Annotated in this window: 14 protein-coding genes; 6 read left to right on the forward strand and 8 right to left on the reverse strand. The window is 55.1% G+C overall.

Annotation, left to right across the window (positions count from 1 at the left end; all coding sequences use genetic code 11):
- Positions 1-213: 213 nt before the first annotated feature.
- The 3 genes from ftsX to ftsY are packed head-to-tail and all read right to left on the reverse strand — an operon-like array spanning position 214 to position 3,504.
- Entirely contained in the window at positions 214-1,200 is a 987-nt protein-coding gene (gene ftsX, locus H7A81_RS01085; RefSeq protein ID WP_058960044.1) for a permease-like cell division protein FtsX, read from the reverse strand.
- Positions 1,190-1,858, reverse strand: a complete 669-nt coding sequence (ftsE, locus tag H7A81_RS01090; RefSeq protein ID WP_034827061.1) for a cell division ATP-binding protein FtsE — start codon at positions 1,856-1,858, stop codon at positions 1,190-1,192. The genes ftsX and ftsE overlap by 11 nt, the downstream gene beginning before the upstream one ends.
- Positions 1,859-1,863: 5 nt before the next feature.
- Complete coding sequence (gene ftsY / locus H7A81_RS01095) at positions 1,864-3,504, reverse strand: signal recognition particle-docking protein FtsY (RefSeq protein WP_182056465.1); 1,641 nt, start codon at positions 3,502-3,504, stop codon at positions 1,864-1,866.
- Positions 3,505-3,734: 230 nt separating this feature from the next.
- On the opposite strand from ftsY, the gene rsmD reads away from it, so the two are divergent.
- Both rsmD and H7A81_RS01105 read left to right on the forward strand, forming a co-directional pair.
- Positions 3,735-4,334 carry a 16S rRNA (guanine(966)-N(2))-methyltransferase gene (rsmD, locus tag H7A81_RS01100; RefSeq protein WP_058960042.1) on the forward strand — a complete coding sequence of 200 codons (600 nt, stop codon included), beginning with the start codon at positions 3,735-3,737 and terminating at the stop codon, positions 4,332-4,334.
- Positions 4,324-4,593 (forward strand): DUF1145 family protein, encoded by a 270-nt coding sequence (locus H7A81_RS01105; protein ID WP_034827067.1) that lies wholly within the window; start codon positions 4,324-4,326, stop codon positions 4,591-4,593. Before rsmD ends, H7A81_RS01105 begins: the two co-directional genes overlap by 11 nt.
- A gap of 27 nt (positions 4,594-4,620) precedes the next feature.
- Here H7A81_RS01105 and H7A81_RS01110 read toward each other — a convergent pair whose 3' ends face one another.
- Positions 4,621-4,977 carry a DUF2500 domain-containing protein gene (locus H7A81_RS01110; protein WP_160834062.1) on the reverse strand — a complete coding sequence of 119 codons (357 nt, stop codon included), beginning with the start codon at positions 4,975-4,977 and terminating at the stop codon, positions 4,621-4,623.
- A gap of 162 nt (positions 4,978-5,139) precedes the next feature.
- Here H7A81_RS01110 and H7A81_RS01115 point away from each other — a divergent pair, with 162 nt between their 5' ends.
- Positions 5,140-5,769 (forward strand): lysoplasmalogenase, encoded by a 630-nt coding sequence (locus tag H7A81_RS01115; protein WP_182056467.1) that lies wholly within the window; start codon positions 5,140-5,142, stop codon positions 5,767-5,769.
- A gap of 92 nt (positions 5,770-5,861) precedes the next feature.
- Entirely contained in the window at positions 5,862-8,138 is a 2,277-nt protein-coding gene (locus H7A81_RS01120) for a zinc/cadmium/mercury/lead-transporting ATPase (RefSeq protein ID WP_182056468.1), read from the forward strand.
- Here H7A81_RS01120 and tusA read toward each other — a convergent pair.
- Positions 8,135-8,383, reverse strand: a complete 249-nt coding sequence (gene tusA, locus H7A81_RS01125; RefSeq protein ID WP_034827082.1) for a sulfurtransferase TusA — start codon at positions 8,381-8,383, stop codon at positions 8,135-8,137. The genes H7A81_RS01120 and tusA overlap by 4 nt on opposite strands.
- Positions 8,384-8,690: 307 nt before the next feature.
- Between tusA and H7A81_RS01130 the strand changes: the two genes are divergently transcribed.
- Together H7A81_RS01130 and H7A81_RS01135 are read left to right on the forward strand one after the other, a co-directional pair.
- Positions 8,691-9,356, forward strand: coding sequence for a 7-cyano-7-deazaguanine/7-aminomethyl-7-deazaguanine transporter (locus H7A81_RS01130; protein WP_034827083.1), 666 nt, complete (start codon positions 8,691-8,693; stop codon positions 9,354-9,356).
- 125 nt (positions 9,357-9,481) lie between these two features.
- Positions 9,482-10,039, forward strand: a complete 558-nt coding sequence (locus tag H7A81_RS01135; RefSeq protein WP_034827084.1) for a DcrB family lipoprotein — start codon at positions 9,482-9,484, stop codon at positions 10,037-10,039.
- 88 nt (positions 10,040-10,127) lie between these two features.
- Here H7A81_RS01135 and glgP read toward each other — a convergent pair whose 3' ends face one another.
- The 3 genes from glgP to glgC all read right to left on the reverse strand — a co-directional run bounded on the left by glgP (position 10,128) and on the right by glgC (position 15,387).
- Entirely contained in the window at positions 10,128-12,575 is a 2,448-nt protein-coding gene (gene glgP, locus H7A81_RS01140) for a glycogen phosphorylase (RefSeq protein ID WP_182056470.1), read from the reverse strand.
- Positions 12,576-12,596: 21 nt separating this feature from the next.
- Positions 12,597-14,030 carry a glycogen synthase GlgA gene (glgA, locus tag H7A81_RS01145; RefSeq protein WP_160868394.1) on the reverse strand — a complete coding sequence of 478 codons (1,434 nt, stop codon included), beginning with the start codon at positions 14,028-14,030 and terminating at the stop codon, positions 12,597-12,599.
- Positions 14,031-14,103: 73 nt separating this feature from the next.
- Positions 14,104-15,387, reverse strand: a complete 1,284-nt coding sequence (gene glgC / locus H7A81_RS01150; protein WP_034827087.1) for a glucose-1-phosphate adenylyltransferase — start codon at positions 15,385-15,387, stop codon at positions 14,104-14,106.
- Positions 15,388-15,393 lie beyond the last annotated feature (6 nt).

A 15,393-nucleotide genomic window follows, 5' to 3' on the forward strand; every position in this document is an offset into this window, starting at 1 on the left:
TGCTGCGCGGTATTTTGCGCAGACGTTACATTATGTCAACGTCGCGAAAAAACCAAAAGCAATCTGTGCTACTTGGACGACAAAGTTATCCACAAGTTCAATATTAGCAGTGAATATTTTACACACAGATGACGGCGGGGAAAATAGGAAGATTCCTCTGCTCCCAGATCGTCGGCAGCAGAGGAAGAGTATATCAAAAAACGTTGCTGTTGGTTACTGCGGCGTAAATCGGCGTAAATGTTGTACAGTGGCTAACCATGCGGCAACCCAGCCAATAATGGCGGCGATGAGCAGCAGTAGCAGCCCTTCGTCCCAGGAAAAACCTTCAAGAACAAAGGTGGTGCCAAACACCGTCGCCACCTGCGCTACGACTGATTGCAGACGCAGTACCAGCACTTCGGACAGCAGCAGTGAAAGCACTGCACCACTGAAACCTAACAGCGCGCCGCCATACAGGAACGGACGCAAGATAAAGCCGTCGGTGGCACCAATCAGCTTTTGCACGTTAATGGTATCGCGACGGGCAAAGATGCTCAGGCGCACGCTGTTACCAATCACCAGGAACACCGCCACCACCATCAGCAGACCAATCATCGAAGCAATTTGCCCTACCAGCCCGGTTAACGCTGCTAAACGGGCAAACCAGCTGTCATCCATGCGCACTTCATCCACACCCTGCACTTTCGACACGCGGTCGCGCAGGTTAGCCATAGTGTCTGAATTCTGGAAATTCAGTTTCGGCGTGATGATGGCCACGGCAGGCAGCGGGTTTTGCTCCAGCATGTCCATTGAACCGCCGAAACCAGACCAGTTGCGGAACTCATTCAGCGCTTCTTCACGGGTCAGATAGTTAACGTTATCCACGCCATCTAACTTTTTCAGCTCAGCAGCGACATTCTCAGCCGCCGTATCATCCAGCGCTTTATCCAGATACACCGTCAACTGCGGTGCCGGATACCACTGCGTCGCCGCCTGGCTGACGTTTTTCCACACCATATAGCAGACGCTCGGCAGCGTCAGCGAGATGGCAATCACCATCACGGTCAGCAGCGTGGCCAGCGGCTGACGCCACATATCCGAGAGCGTACCGCGCAGCGCATAGCGCCACTGCTCCTGCCAGCCGCCTTTCAGCGCCTTACTTTTTGAAGGCGCCTTCGCCGCCTTCGGCGCCGCTGGGCGCTTATTGCGTTTATTGACCATCATGGCCTCCGTGCAGGCGTCCCTGATTCAGCGTCATCAAGCGGTAATTGCGGCGGGCAATCAGCCCGGTGTCATGCGTCGCCATTAAGACGGTCACACCAACGCGATTGAACTCTTCAAACAGGCGCAGAATGTCTTCTGACAGGGCATCATCCAGATTACCGGTGGGTTCGTCCGCCAGCAGCACCGCAGGTTTGTTCACCACCGCGCGGGCAATACCCACACGTTGCTGTTCACCACCAGAAAGCTGGATCGGATAACTCTTCGCTTTGTCGAGCAAGCCGACTTTATCCAGCGCTGCCGATACACGGCGACGAATATCCTCACCGCTGGCGCCGGAAATGATCAGTGGAATCGCCACGTTGTCATAGACCGAACGATCCATCAGCAAGTGGTGATCCTGGAAAATCATCCCGATCTGACGTCGCAGGAAAGGCACTTCGCTGCGACGCAGACGTGAAATATCGTGGCCACTAAACCAGATTTGCCCGGCGCTCGGGCGCTCAATGCCACAAATCAGCTTCAGCAAGGTACTTTTCCCTGCACCGGAGTGGCCGGTCAGGAATGCCATTTCGCCGGGGCGAAGATGGAAATCCACTCCCTGCAGCGCCTGACGTCCTCCCAGGTATGCTTTACTGACCTCTTCAAAGCGAATCATCCCAATCATTCCTCTCGGGCAAACAGTGCCTCAATAAAGTCTGCGGCCTTAAACGGCCGTAAATCCTCGATGCCTTCCCCGACACCGATATAACGAATCGGAATGCCAAACTGATCGGCAACCGAGAAGATCACACCACCTTTGGCGGTGCCGTCGAGCTTGGTCAGCGTGATGCCTGTCAGTCCCACCGCTTCATGGAACAGTTTGGCCTGGCTAACGGCGTTTTGCCCGGTGCTGGCATCGAGGGTTAACATCACTTCATGTGGTGCATCCTCATCCAGCTTTTTCATCACGCGGGTGATTTTTTTCAGCTCTTCCATCAGATGGGCTTTGTTCTGCAGGCGACCAGCGGTATCTGCAATGAGTACATCGACGTTGCGTGACTTCGCGGCCTGAATGGCGTCGAAGATAACGGAAGCCGAGTCAGCACCCGTATGCTGAGCCACCACAGGAATGTTGTTACGCTGACCCCAGACCTGAAGCTGTTCCACTGCTGCTGCACGGAAGGTATCACCCGCCGCCAACATCACTGATTTGCCCTGAGCCTGATATTGACGCGCCAGCTTACCGATAGTGGTGGTTTTACCCACACCGTTGACGCCTACCATCAGGATAACAAATGGCGCTTTGCCGCCCACATCCAGTGGCTGATCCACTTTTTCCAGAATGCCGGCCATTTCAGTTTTCAGCAGTCCGTACAATGCTTCAGCATCGCGCAGCTGTTTGCGGTTAGCCTGCTGCGTCAGATTGGTGATGATGCGGCGCGTGGTCTCTACACCCACATCAGCAATCAGCAACTGCTCTTCCAGCTCTTCAAACAGGTCATCATCGATTTTTTTGCCGCGGAACAGGCTAACAAAACCGGAACCGAGGTTTTCTCGGGTTTTGACCAGGCTGCGCTTGAGGCGAGCAAAGAAGCCCTCTTTGGTCGGACGATCCTGCTCCTGCGTGACCAGCGGCGCTGTGGCCAGCGGTAAATCGCTGACGGTATCCTGCGCTTCGGCTTCAGCGTCTTCCGCATAGGTTTCGGCCAACGCCAAGGCTTCAAGTTCTTCGTCGCTTAACGCGTCGTCTTCCGATTCAACGGCTGCTTCTTCGATTTCCGGCTCATGCTGCGCAACGAGTGGCTCAACAGCCGCTTCCTCGATCTCTGGCTCATGCTGCGCAACCACTGGCTCAACGACCGCTTCTTCGATCTCTGGCTCGTGCTGCGCAATCACTGGCTCAACGACTGCTTCTTCGATTTCCGGCTCGTACTGTGCAACTACTGGCGCAACGGACGCTTCTTCGATCTCCGGCTCGTGCTGCGCAGCAGGCGCTTCAACAATCAGTTCTTCTGCCTGAGGCTCTTCTTCGACAGGTGCTACGTCCGGATGGATTTCCTCCTCCGGTAGCACTTCCTCTTCAATTGCCGTGATCGGCTTGGACACCACCGCTTCCGGCTGTGCCCGTTGTTCTTCGGCTACGTGCTCAGTGACGGCAACCGTCTCTTCCGCCTGCGCTTCGGCGCTTGCTAACGCGCTCTCTTCAGCGATCGGCTGTTGCGCCGCTTCGGCCGGTTGCTGCTCTTCCGCAGGCTGCTGCTTCTCTTCTTCTTTGCCAAAGCCTAGCCAGGAAAAAAAGCCACGTTTTTTCTCTTTTGCCATTGTGTAACCACACTCCTCGATGGCTTATTCCCGGTAGCACGCTGTTCCCAGGGGATAAAAAAGTCAATTTTTTGTTCGTGAGCGGCGTAAAAATCAGGCAATTACGCGCGCCATATCAACTCAGTAGTCTAACACTTTCCAGCCAGCGCACCACAGCACCCTTTTTTACGTTTCTTCTGCCTGCCACGCCCGTTAAACTACGCAACAAATTATGACGAGTTGTGAGCAAAATGAGTAAATCCCCCCGCAGCAGCGGCGCTGCTGGCCAGATTCGTATCATTGGCGGACAGTGGCGCGGTCGCAAATTACCGGTGCCGGATAGCGCGGGTCTGCGCCCGACCACCGATCGCGTGCGTGAAACCCTGTTTAACTGGTTAGCGCCGGATATTCAGGAAGCGCGTTGTCTCGATTGCTTCGCCGGTAGCGGTGCGCTCGGCCTGGAAGCACTGTCACGCTATGCGGCGTCTGCTACGCTGCTTGAGATGGAACGTTCCGTCGCCCAACAGCTGTCGCAGAATCTGCAAACCCTGCGTGCGACGCAAGGCAACGTCGTGCAGACCAATACGCTACAGTGGTTGAGCCAACCCGGAGAGCCGTTCGATGTGGTGTTTGTTGATCCACCATTTCGTAAAGGATTACTGCTGGAGACGCTGACGCTGCTGGAAAACAACGGCTGGCTGGCAGAGAACGCACTGATTTACGTCGAAAGCGAAGTGGAGCACGGCACGCCTGTGGCGCCCGCTAACTGGGACTTGTACCGCGAAAAAATTGCCGGTCAGGTGGCATATCGCCTTTATCAACGCCAACAGGAGACGCACGATGTGGCTTAATCTGGGACGATTACTGATGATTTGCGTCTGGGCATTTCTGCTGCTCAATCTGGTGCATCCTTTCCCGACACCGCTGCGCTACTTTGTGCATGTGGCACTGTTCTTTATGGTGATCATGCACGGCTTGCAGCTGGTGTTGCTGCGCGCTACCCAACCGAAAGAGGCGCCAAAACTCAGTGGCGTCACGCAAGCGAAGATTTTCTTTTTTGGTGTGTTTGAACTGCTGGCGTGGCAGAAAAAGCATTACCCGAAGATGTAACGATACGGGCCGCTGCAGCGGCCCGTTTTATTGCGCAGGCGTGAAACTGACAAAGCGACTGCCCTGCATTTTCAACTCTCCCTTCGCGCCCTTATCGATATGATGATAGTCATCGGCGCTCACCACCACCTTGATATCACTCGCCCCATTGAGTGGATGAAACCAGGCTTCGTACTTCATATCTTCAGCCACAATCTCTTCACGCTGGCGCGAACGGCGATTGGGGGAAGGGAACTCACGTTTGGTTTTCACTTCTACGCTCAGTGAGCGAATCGGTGAAGCATCATTTACCGCGGTTTCACGGCGTTGCTTAATAAACTGACGGGTCGCCAATACGGCAATAATCGCCAGAACGATGAAAAAGATTAGCGGTGGTTTGCTCATGTTTTCTCTCGCACTTTGCGTTAATGTCGGAACAGTAAAAGACGATAAAGCATACAACCAGAGTTGACCGATTGTCACATTCGTCGCCGGTAACTTACACTGAGATCGCGATTTTGGGAAAATTCATGACTCTGAACAGCACGTTCAGAAAAGGGAGAAAACATGCTTTGGTCTTTCCTTGCCGTACTTTTTTCCGGTTGGCTGTACGTTGATGCTTCATACCGCGGCCCGCAGTGGCAACGCTGGCTGTTCAAACCCGTTACCTTGCTGTTGCTGGTCGCCTGGGCATGGCAAGCACCCACACTGAATACCACCGACTATCTGATCCTGGCTGGCCTGATTGCCACTCTGGTCGGTGATGCACTGACGTTACTGCCTCGCCAGCAAATGCTCTATGCACTGGGTGCATTCTTCTTGTCACATCTGTTCTACACCATCAGCTTTGCTGCCCACATGACCATGAGTTTCTTCTGGCCGATTCCGGTCACGCTGCTGGTGATTGGGGTGGTGGTGATTGGCATTATCTGGTCGAAGCTGGAGGATTTGCGCTGGCCGATCTGTACCCTAATTGGGATGACGCTGGTGATGAACTGGATGGCGGCAGAGAATTACTTCTTCCGCCCGACGGATTACAGCTTCTCACTATTGGTTGGCGCCGGACTGCTGCTATTAGGCAACATTATCTGGTTTATCACCCATTATCGCCGCCGTTTCAGTGCCGATAGCGCCATTGTTGCCGCTTGCTACTTCGCCGGCCACTTTATGATTGTGCGTTCGCTGTGGCTGTATTGAAGAAAAGATGACCTTTTGCTTGACTCTGGAGTTGACTCCAGAGTGTAGCATTCGGGATGCGGGCAGTGGCCCGCATTGATCCCGGAGGCTCTATGCACGCCCATTCTCATTCATGCCGTTGTGGAAAATCCCACAGCAAAACCCAGCCGCTGTGCGCCATTCGCAGTGTTTCACCTACGACGCTGAAAATCTCAGCCGCCCTCCCCGCCACACCAGAAAGTGGTTGCGGTTGCTGTGACAACGACAGCGGCAGTCCCGGCGGCGAAAGCGACGCCGAAAGCGACAGGCCCTCATCCACATCTCATCAATTCCGCTGGCAGATTGCCGGAATGGATTGCCCCAGCTGCGCGCGAAAAATTGAAAGTGCTGTACAACAGCTGGCGCAGGTGCGCACCGCTCGCGTGATTTTTGCCAGTGAAAAACTGGTGGTGGATGCCGACCAGGATATTCGCCCGGCCATCGAACAGGCCGTCAAAAATGTCGGTTTTACCCTGACCTCAAACGATCCGCAATCTCAGCCCGCACCGCAACGCCGCTGGCAGGAAAATGCCGGTTTGCTGTTACTGGCGCTGCTGATGCTTGCCAGTTGGCTGCTGAGCCAGGTTTCTCCGGTATGGGGCGATCGCCTGTTTGTAGTGACCACGCTGATCGGCCTGGCTCCGATTGCATTCAGTGCGTGGAAACTGCTGCGAGGCGGTTCACCCTTCAGTATCGAAACCCTGATGACCCTTGCCGCCACCGGTGCGTTGGTGATTGGCGCACATGCCGAAGCCGCGATGGTGCTGTTGCTGTTCCAACTGGGTGAACGGCTGGAGTCATTTGCAGCTTCTCGCGCACGACGCGGTGTGACGGCGTTAATGGCACTGCGCCCCGATACTGCTACGCGTTTGAAAGGCACGCAGCGCGAGCAGGTGGCGCTGGCTGACTTGCATCCTGGCGATACGATTGAAGTCGCGGCTGGCGGTCGTTTGCCGGCCGATGGCGAGCTGCTGAACCAGAGCGCCAGTTTTGATGAAAGTGCGCTGACGGGCGAGTCCGTGCCGGTTGCCCGTAAGCCGGGCGAAACGGTGATGGCTGGCGCCACCAGCGTGGATCGCCTGGTCACGCTGAAAGTCATCTCCGAACCTGGCCAGAGCGCGATTGATCGCATCCTGCAGCTCATCGAAGAAGCTGAAAGCCACCGTGCACCGGTTGAGCGCTTTATCGATCGCTTCAGCCGCATCTATACACCCGCCATTATGTTGCTGGCGCTGTTGGTAATGGTGCTACCGCCACTACTGGCAGGGGCCGCCTGGTTGCCGTGGATTTATAAAGGCCTGACGCTGCTGTTGATTGGTTGCCCTTGTGCGCTGGTGATTTCTACCCCCGCTGCAATCACCTCTGGCTTAGCGGCGGCCGCGCGACAGGGCGCCCTGATCAAAGGTGGCGCCGCGCTGGAACGTCTCAGCCGCATCCAGACCATCGCATTCGATAAAACCGGTACCCTCACACTGGGTAAACCGCAGGTGACCGAGGTCGAATCTTTCAGTGCGATGGAAGCAAATGCACTGCTGAGCATTGCGGCGGCAGTGGAGCAAGGTTCCAGCCATCCATTGGCGATCGCCATCGTGCGTGAGGCCGAAAAGCGCCAGCTCAGGCTACCGCGCGCCCGGCAGCAGCAAACGCTGGCTGGCAGCGGCATCCGTGCGCAGATTGATGGCGTGACCTATCAGCTGCTGGCACCACGCGATGCCAGCACGCTCACGGTCGATCAGCAGCAGGCGATCGCGCAACGGGAAGCTCAAGGTAAAACTGTGGTGGTGCTGTTACAGGATGAGACCGTCATCGGCACCCTGGCGTTGCAGGATCAGCTACGTGAGGAAGCCGTCACGGCGCTGGCGCAGTTGCAAGCGCTGGGCATCAATAGCCTGATGCTGACTGGCGATAACCCCCGTGCGGCGGCGTCGATGGCGGCGCAACTCAACATCGATTATCGCGCCGGCTTGTTGCCTGCCGATAAAGTGGAGATGGTGCGCAAACTGGAGGAGCAGCAGCCGCTGGCCATGGTAGGCGATGGCATTAACGACGCCCCGGCGATGAAAGCGGCCACGATTGGCATTGCCATGGGCAGCGGCACCGATGTCGCGCTGGAAGCCGCCGACGCCGCGCTGACACAAAACCGTCTGGCAATTCTGCCACGCACTATCGCACTGGCCCGTCGCACGCGCGCCATCATCCGTCAAAACATCGCGATAGCGCTGGGGCTGAAAGGCATTTTCCTGATCACCACACTGCTCGGTTTCACCGGTTTGTGGCTGGCGGTGCTGGCAGATTCAGGTGCAACAGCGCTGGTCACAGCCAACGCTTTGCGATTGCTGCGACAGCGTTAAGCCGTGCCCTTCTGAATCAGATACTGGTACGGCAGCGTTTCCGTCTGCTGTGCCAGCAACTGATGTTCCATAAAGCGGCAAAAACCGGGAATATCACGCGTGGTGGCCGGATCATCGGCAATGATCAGTAAGGTTTCGCCCGCCTGCATGGTGCGCACGGTTTTGCGCACCATCATTACCGGCTCAGGGCAGCGCAGGCCAAGGGCATCAAGCTTGTGGTCCGGCGCAGAAAAGGGATCGCTCATGATTCTCTGTCTTCATTCAAGATGGGCGCTCATTCTAGCGCGCTAAATGCACAGCGCAAGGCGATAACGATTGCGTTAAAATTAACCATTGCATTAATTGCGCAACGCGCTAAGATGCCGCCGTTTTTTTACCAAATTGCTTAATCCTCGAAATAATTCGCGTTTTAGCAAGGCGGCAAGTGCGTGTATCCCCAGGAGCTTACATAAGTAAGTGGCTGGGGTACGCGAACGTAGCCAACGAAGCGACAACGCAAAGTATGAAGAGGATTGTTGGGTTCCCTCACCCCATTACTCAAAAAGGTCAGACATGATTGATTTCTCTGCACGTCAGCGCATGCATGCGCTGTTTTGGCTTTCCCTATTCCATCTGCTGGTGATCACTTCCAGTAACTATCTGGTCCAGCTGCCGGTTTCCATCTTCGGCTTCCACACCACCTGGGGTGCCTTTAGCTTTCCATTTATCTTCCTCGCTACCGATCTCACCGTGCGCATCTTTGGCGCGCCGTTAGCCCGTCGTATTATTTTGGCGGTGATGATCCCGGCGCTGTTTATCTCTTACGTGGTGTCCTGTGTGTTTTACCAGGGCGAATGGCAAGGATGGGCATCGCTGGAACAGGTGAATCTGTTTGTCGCACGTATCGCCAGTGCCAGCTTTATGGCCTATGCGCTCGGTCAGATTCTGGATGTCCACGTTTTTAACCGTTTGCGTCGTTTACCGCAGTGGTGGATCGCCCCTGCTGCAGCCATGTTCCTCGGCAATATCAGCGATACGCTGGCCTTCTTTTTCATCGCCTTCTACAAGAGCCCGGACCCGTTCATGGCCGCGCATTGGGTGGAGATCGCACTGGTGGATTACAGCTTCAAAGTGCTGATCTGCATGATTTTCTTCCTGCCTGCTTACGGTGTGTTGCTGAACAGCCTGCTAAAACGTCTGGCAGAGCGCTCGACACAGCGTCAGATCAATTTCGGCTAATTGCACATAGACGAAACGTCGCAGCGCGCTAAGATTTCCTGACAAACCGGCGGTTGCTTTTGACCGCCGATTCCGTTTTTATACCGGGTAGAAAGCACCTGACTGGAATCATCAAAGGGAAAAGAATGCGTAACTTAGTGAAATATGCGGGTATTGGTTTGTTGGTGTTAGGTCTTGCGGCCTGTGATCAGAAGAAAGAAGATGCGGCGGCAGGCAGCAACGGTGCCAGCGCCAGCCAGTCAGCCCAGACGGTGAACCTGATGGACGGCAAACTGAGCTTCAGTCTGCCGGCGGGCATGTCTGATAAAAGCGGTAAACTCGGTTCTGAATCTACCAATATGCATGTGTACGCCGATGAAACCGGCCAGCGCGCGATTATTGTGATTGCGGGCGATCCGACCAACGAAGCGCTGGATGCCTTGTCACAGCGTCTGGAACAGCAGCAACGCGGTCGCGATCCGCAGTTGCAGGTCGTTTCTAACAAAGCGGTGACGCTGAAAGATCAGCCAGCTCAGCAGTTGGATACCGTGATTTCGGCCAACAACCAAACCTCATGGTCTTCCGTGATTCTGGCAAAAGTGGATGGCAAATTGCTGACCCTGCAGATCACTCTTCCAGCCGACAATCAGCAGCAGGCACAGAGCGATGCTGATGCGATCGTGAAAAGCATCACTCTCAAGTAATGCTTTATAGGTGCGCATAAAAGCGCACCCTTCGAAAATCTCATCCATTGCGTTCAGGGTCGCCTTTAATGGCGACCCATTTCATACCTTACAATCTCACCGGCGAAATATGCCAAATCTCATCCGCGTACTCCTGGATCGTCCTGTCTGCTGAGAAGTAGCCCATGTTGGCGATATTCAATGCCGCACGGCGCTGCCACTCATCCGGCTGACGATAAAGCTTGTCCACCTTATCCTGCGCATCCACATAGCTGCGATAATCGGCCAGCAGCTGATAGTGATCGCCGAAGTTCACCAGCGCATCAAACAGATTGCGATAGCGACCTGGCTCTCCCGGGCTGAATGCACCACTGGCAATTTGCGTTAGCGCCTGGTGCAGCTCGGCATCTTCCTCATAATATTTACGCGGGTTGTAGCCATCCTTGCGCAACTGCTCGACCTGCGGTGTGGTGTTGCCGAAGATAAAGATATTCTCCGCACCCACATGCTCGCGCATCTCGACGTTCGCACCATCCAGCGTGCCGATGGTCAACGCGCCATTGAGGGCAAACTTCATGTTACTGGTGCCGGACGCCTCGGTACCCGCTGTAGAGATCTGCTCGGAGAGATCCGCCGCCGGAATAATGATCTGCGCCAGGCTCACGCTGTAGTTAGGAATAAACACCACCTTCAGCTTGTTCTTCACCTGCGGATCGTTGTTGATCACGTTGGCAACATCGTTGATCAGATGGATGATGTGCTTCGCCACGTAATAGGCCGATGCGGCTTTACCGGCGAAGATATTGACGCGTGGCACCCAATCCGCGGTGGGATCGGCTTTGATGCGGTTATAACGGGTGATGACGTGCAGTACGTTAAGCAGCTGACGCTTATATTCATGGATACGTTTGATCTGCACATCGAACAGCGCATGCGGATCCAGCACGATATCCATGTTCTTCGCCACCCAATCCGCCAGACGTTTTTTATTGGCGAATTTGGCGTCGGAAATTTGCTCGATAAAGGCCGGATAATCAACGTGTGGCGTCAGATCACTCAGCTGACTGAGGTCGGTTCGCCAGGTGCGACCAATCGTCTCATCCAGCACATCAGAAAGCGCCGGGTTAGCCAGCGCCAGCCAGCGACGCGGCGTCACGCCGTTGGTTTTATTACAGAAACGCCCCGGGAACAGGCGCGCAAAATCAGCAAACAGCGACTGCACCATCAGATTGGAATGCAGCTCTGAAACGCCATTCACTTTATGGCTGACCACCACCGCCAGCCACGCCATGCGCACCTTACGGCCGTTGTTTTCGTCGATGATCGAGATGCGTGACATCAAATCCCAATCATCCGGATAGTATTCCTGGATGGTTTTCAGGAAGTAATCATTGATTTCAAACACAATGCTGAGGTGGCGCGGCAGAATCTTGCCGAACATATCCACCGGCCAGGTTTCCAGCGCTTCACTCATCAATGTGTGGTTGGTGTAAGAGAACACCTGGCAAGTGACCTCAAAAGCGTCATCCCAGCTGAACTTGTGATCGTCGATCAACAAGCGCATCAATTCAGGGATGGCTAAAACCGGGTGGGTGTCATTGAGATGGATAGCAATTTTATCCGCCAGGTTGTCCCAGGTTTCATGCATTTGCCAGTGGCGACTCAAAATATCCTGCACCGTGGCGGAGACGAGGAAATACTCCTGACGCAAACGCAGTTCACGACCAGAATCGGTAGAATCATCCGGATAGAGCACGCGCGATACGTTCTCTGAATGGTTTTTATCTTCCACCGCCGCAAAGTAATCCCCCTGGTTAAACTTGCCGAGGTTGATCTCATTGCTGGCCTGCGCGCTCCACAAGCGCAGCGTGTTGGTGGCATCGGTGTCGAAACCCGGAATGATTTGATCGTAAGCCGCCGCGATAATCTCTTCGGTTTCCAGCCAACGTACGCGCGCACCTTCATGCTGCAGACGGCCACCAAAGCGGACTTTGTAGCGGGTATTGAAGCGCTGGAACTCCCACGGATTGCCATATTCCAGCCAGTAATCCGGCGATTCACGCTGCTGACCGTCGACAATGTTCTGCTTGAACATGCCGTAGTCATAACGAATGCCATAACCGCGTCCCGGTAAGCCGAGGGTGGCGAGCGAGTCGAGGAAACAGGCCGCTAAACGACCCAGGCCGCCATTGCCAAGCCCCGGATCGTTCTCTTCGTCCATCAGTTCACTGAGGTCGAGCCCCATCTCGTCCAGCGCCTGATTGAGATCGTCATAGATGCCCATCGCCAGCAGTGAATTGCCCAACGTGCGTCCCATCAGGAATTCCATCGACAGGTAGTAAACCTGACGCACATCCTGCGACAGCTGCGCACGGCTTGAGCGCAACCAACGTTCCACCATACGATCGCGCACTGCCAGCAAGGCGGCGTTAAGCCACTCATGCTGATTGGCGATCGACGGGTCTTTACCAATAGTAAACATCAGTTTATAGGCGATTGAGTGCTTCAGTGCGTCAACCGTTAGCGTGGGTGAGGCATAGGTGAAAGGTGCATTCATATCCAGTATCCCAATCTCTGATTACAGCAAACGTTGATAAAGATCGCGGTAGGCTTGTGCGGCCACCTGCCAACTAAAATCCATCCCCATCGCCTGCCGCTGAACGTAGCGCCAGAGAGAAGGACGGGACCAGAGGACAAAAGCACGTCGAATCGCCCGCAACAGCGACCAGGCGTTACTGTCTTCAAAACTGAAACCGCTTGCGACCCCGTCAGCGAGGTTCTCCAGCGAACTGTCCTGCACGGTATCTGCCAGCCCGCCGGTGCGGCGCACTAGCGGCAACGTGCCGTATTTCAAACCGTACAACTGAGTTAAGCCGCACGGTTCAAAACGGCTCGGCACCATAATCACATCGGCGCCACCGACAATGCGGTGTGAGAAGGCTTCGTGATAACCGATCTGCACGCCGACGCTGCCTGGATGTTCCGCCGCCGCAGCGAGGAAACCTTGTTGTAACTCTGCATCGCCCTGGCCCAACAGCACCAGCTGGCCGCCTTGCGCCAATAGCCCCGGTAACGCTTCCAGCACCAGATCCAGCCCTTTCTGTTTGGTCAAACGGCTGATGACACAAAATACGGGGACTTTGTCATCCACCTTCAGGCCCATGGCGATCTGCAATTGGCGCTTGTTCTCCGCTTTGCTCTCCAGCGTTTCCCGGTCGTAACGCGCCGTCAGCAGCAGGTCGTGCGCCGGGTCCCAAATGCCTGGGTCAACGCCATTCAGGATGCCACTCAGCCGGCCCTCTTTGAGCCGCTGCTCCAGCAGCGCTTCCATGCCATAACCAAATTCTGGCCGGGTGATTTCCAGAGCATACGTCGGGCTGACTGCCGTAATATGATCGGCATAAAATAATCCCGCCTTGAGGTACGAAATTTGTCCGTAGAACTCCAAGCCATGCATGGTGAAGAAACTGCGCGGGATCTGGATCTCATCCAGATGGCGCGCATTGAACAACCCCTGATAAGCCAGATTGTGCACGGTAAACACCGTTTTTGCCGGGTGTCCACGGGCCGCGATGTAAGCACAGGTTAACCCTGCGTGCCAGTCATGCGCGTGCACCACATCGGGTTGCCAGTAGGTATCCAACCCGCTGGCCAGTTCGGCGCCCATCCAGCCCAGCAGCGCAAAACGCAGATAGTTATCCACGTAGGCAAACTGCGATGTGTCGTGATAAGGGCTGCCGGGACGCTCATACAATCCCGGCGCATCAATTAAATAAATGCCAACTCCATTGAATTGTCCAAATAATAAACGGACCGGGCCAGCAAAAGTATGCAATTCCGCAACGATCTCGGTGTCAGGAATCCCTTTACGCAGATCCGGATAAGCGGGAAGCAATACCCGCGCATCCGTACCACCCGCAATCTGAGCCTGAGGCAATGCGCCGACGACATCAGCTAACCCGCCGGTTTTCAGCAGCGGGAAAAGTTCTGAACAGACATGTAAAACCTGCATCCTGGACCCCTATTGTGTTATCGCGCGCGTTCCCCGCGGCGATTGCCTGTGTGCTTGCTCGTTGCGTTCGTGGTCAGCCAGCCAATTTGGCCAGCATGGCGCGCGTCACCAAAACGATGCCTTCTTCTGAACGGTAAAAACGGCGGCTGTCTTCATCTGGGTTTTCACCAATCACCATGCCTTCCGGAATCACGCAGGCGCGATCAATCACGCAACGGCGCAGACGACAGGAACGATTGATCACCACATCCGGTAACAGCACCGATGAGTCGATATTGCAAAACGAGTTAATGCGCACGCGTGGGAACAACACCGAATTCACCACCACGGAACCGGAGATAATGCAGCCGCCGGAAACCAGTGAATTCATCGTCATGCCGTGGCTGCCCGAACGATCCTGCACAAATTTGGCGGGCGGCAAGGGTTCCATATGCGTACGGATTGGCCAGTCGTGGTCGTACATATCCAGTTCCGGCGTGACCGAGGCCAGATCGAGATTCGCGCGCCAGTAAGCTTCCAGCGTTCCGACGTCACGCCAGTAAGGCTCGGCGTTTTCATCGTTCTGTACGCACGACAACGTAAAGGAGTGCGCGTAGGCTTCACCGCTGGCGACAATTTTTGGCAGTAAATCCTTGCCGAAATCGTGGCTCGATTCAGGGATCAGCAAATCCTCTTCCAATAGCTGGTAGAGGTAATCAGCGTTAAACACGTAGATCCCCATACTGGCTAACGCTTTGGTGTCATCGCCCGGCATCGACGGTGGCTTCGGCGGTTTTTCCACAAAATCCACCACGTTGTTGTCCGCATCCACCGCCATCACACCAAACGCCGTGGCTTCGGCGAGCGGCACCGGTAAGCAGGCGATGGTGCACTTCGCGCCACGTTCAGCGTGATCGAGCAACATCCGCGAGTAATCCATTTTGTAGATATGATCCCCGGCGAGAATCACGATGTATTGCGCTCGATAGCGGCGAATGATGTCGAGGTTCTGCGAAACTGCATCGGCGGTACCGCGATACCAATGCTCGGTGGATGCACGCTGCTGCGCCGGCAGCAAATCGACAAATTCATTCATCTCTTCGTTGAATAACGACCAGCCACGCTGGATGTGCTGCGTTAACGTATGCGACTGATATTGCGTGATCACGCCGATGCGCCGAATACCCGAATTGATACAATTCGACAGCGCAAAGTCGATGATGCGGAACTTGCCGCCGAAATGAACGGCAGGTTTGGCGCGTTTCGCGGTGAGATCTTTCAGACGCGTACCGCGCCCGCCAGCAAGGATCAACGCCACCGTTTGTGTAGGGAGCTGGCGCGCCAGCATCAGTGGATCTGTTCTATCTAACTTAACCATGTCTGA

The organism is Pantoea sp. ME81, from assembly GCF_903970985.1.
GTDB lineage: Bacteria > Pseudomonadota > Gammaproteobacteria > Enterobacterales > Enterobacteriaceae > Pantoea > Pantoea communis.

Excerpts from the sequence above, each read along its gene's own strand:
- rsmD (WP_058960042.1), top strand. The coding sequence starts at position 3,735 with ATGAGTAAATCCCCCCGCAGCAGCGGCGCTGCTGGCCAGATTCGTATC.
- H7A81_RS01105 (WP_034827067.1), top strand. The coding sequence starts at position 4,324 with ATGTGGCTTAATCTGGGACGATTACTGATGATTTGCGTCTGGGCATTT.
- ftsE (WP_034827061.1), bottom strand. The coding sequence starts at position 1,858 with ATGATTCGCTTTGAAGAGGTCAGTAAAGCATACCTGGGAGGACGTCAG.
- H7A81_RS01115 (WP_182056467.1), top strand. The coding sequence starts at position 5,140 with ATGCTTTGGTCTTTCCTTGCCGTACTTTTTTCCGGTTGGCTGTACGTT.
- H7A81_RS01110 (WP_160834062.1), bottom strand. The coding sequence starts at position 4,977 with ATGAGCAAACCACCGCTAATCTTTTTCATCGTTCTGGCGATTATTGCC.
- H7A81_RS01135 (WP_034827084.1), top strand. The coding sequence starts at position 9,482 with ATGCGTAACTTAGTGAAATATGCGGGTATTGGTTTGTTGGTGTTAGGT.
- ftsX (WP_058960044.1), bottom strand. The coding sequence starts at position 1,200 with ATGGTCAATAAACGCAATAAGCGCCCAGCGGCGCCGAAGGCGGCGAAG.
- glgP (WP_182056470.1), bottom strand. The coding sequence starts at position 12,575 with ATGAATGCACCTTTCACCTATGCCTCACCCACGCTAACGGTTGACGCA.
- H7A81_RS01130 (WP_034827083.1), top strand. The coding sequence starts at position 8,691 with ATGATTGATTTCTCTGCACGTCAGCGCATGCATGCGCTGTTTTGGCTT.
- ftsY (WP_182056465.1), bottom strand. The coding sequence starts at position 3,504 with ATGGCAAAAGAGAAAAAACGTGGCTTTTTTTCCTGGCTAGGCTTTGGC.
- glgA (WP_160868394.1), bottom strand. The coding sequence starts at position 14,030 with ATGCAGGTTTTACATGTCTGTTCAGAACTTTTCCCGCTGCTGAAAACC.
- glgC (WP_034827087.1), bottom strand. The coding sequence starts at position 15,387 with ATGGTTAAGTTAGATAGAACAGATCCACTGATGCTGGCGCGCCAGCTC.
- H7A81_RS01120 (WP_182056468.1), top strand. The coding sequence starts at position 5,862 with ATGCACGCCCATTCTCATTCATGCCGTTGTGGAAAATCCCACAGCAAA.
- tusA (WP_034827082.1), bottom strand. The coding sequence starts at position 8,383 with ATGAGCGATCCCTTTTCTGCGCCGGACCACAAGCTTGATGCCCTTGGC.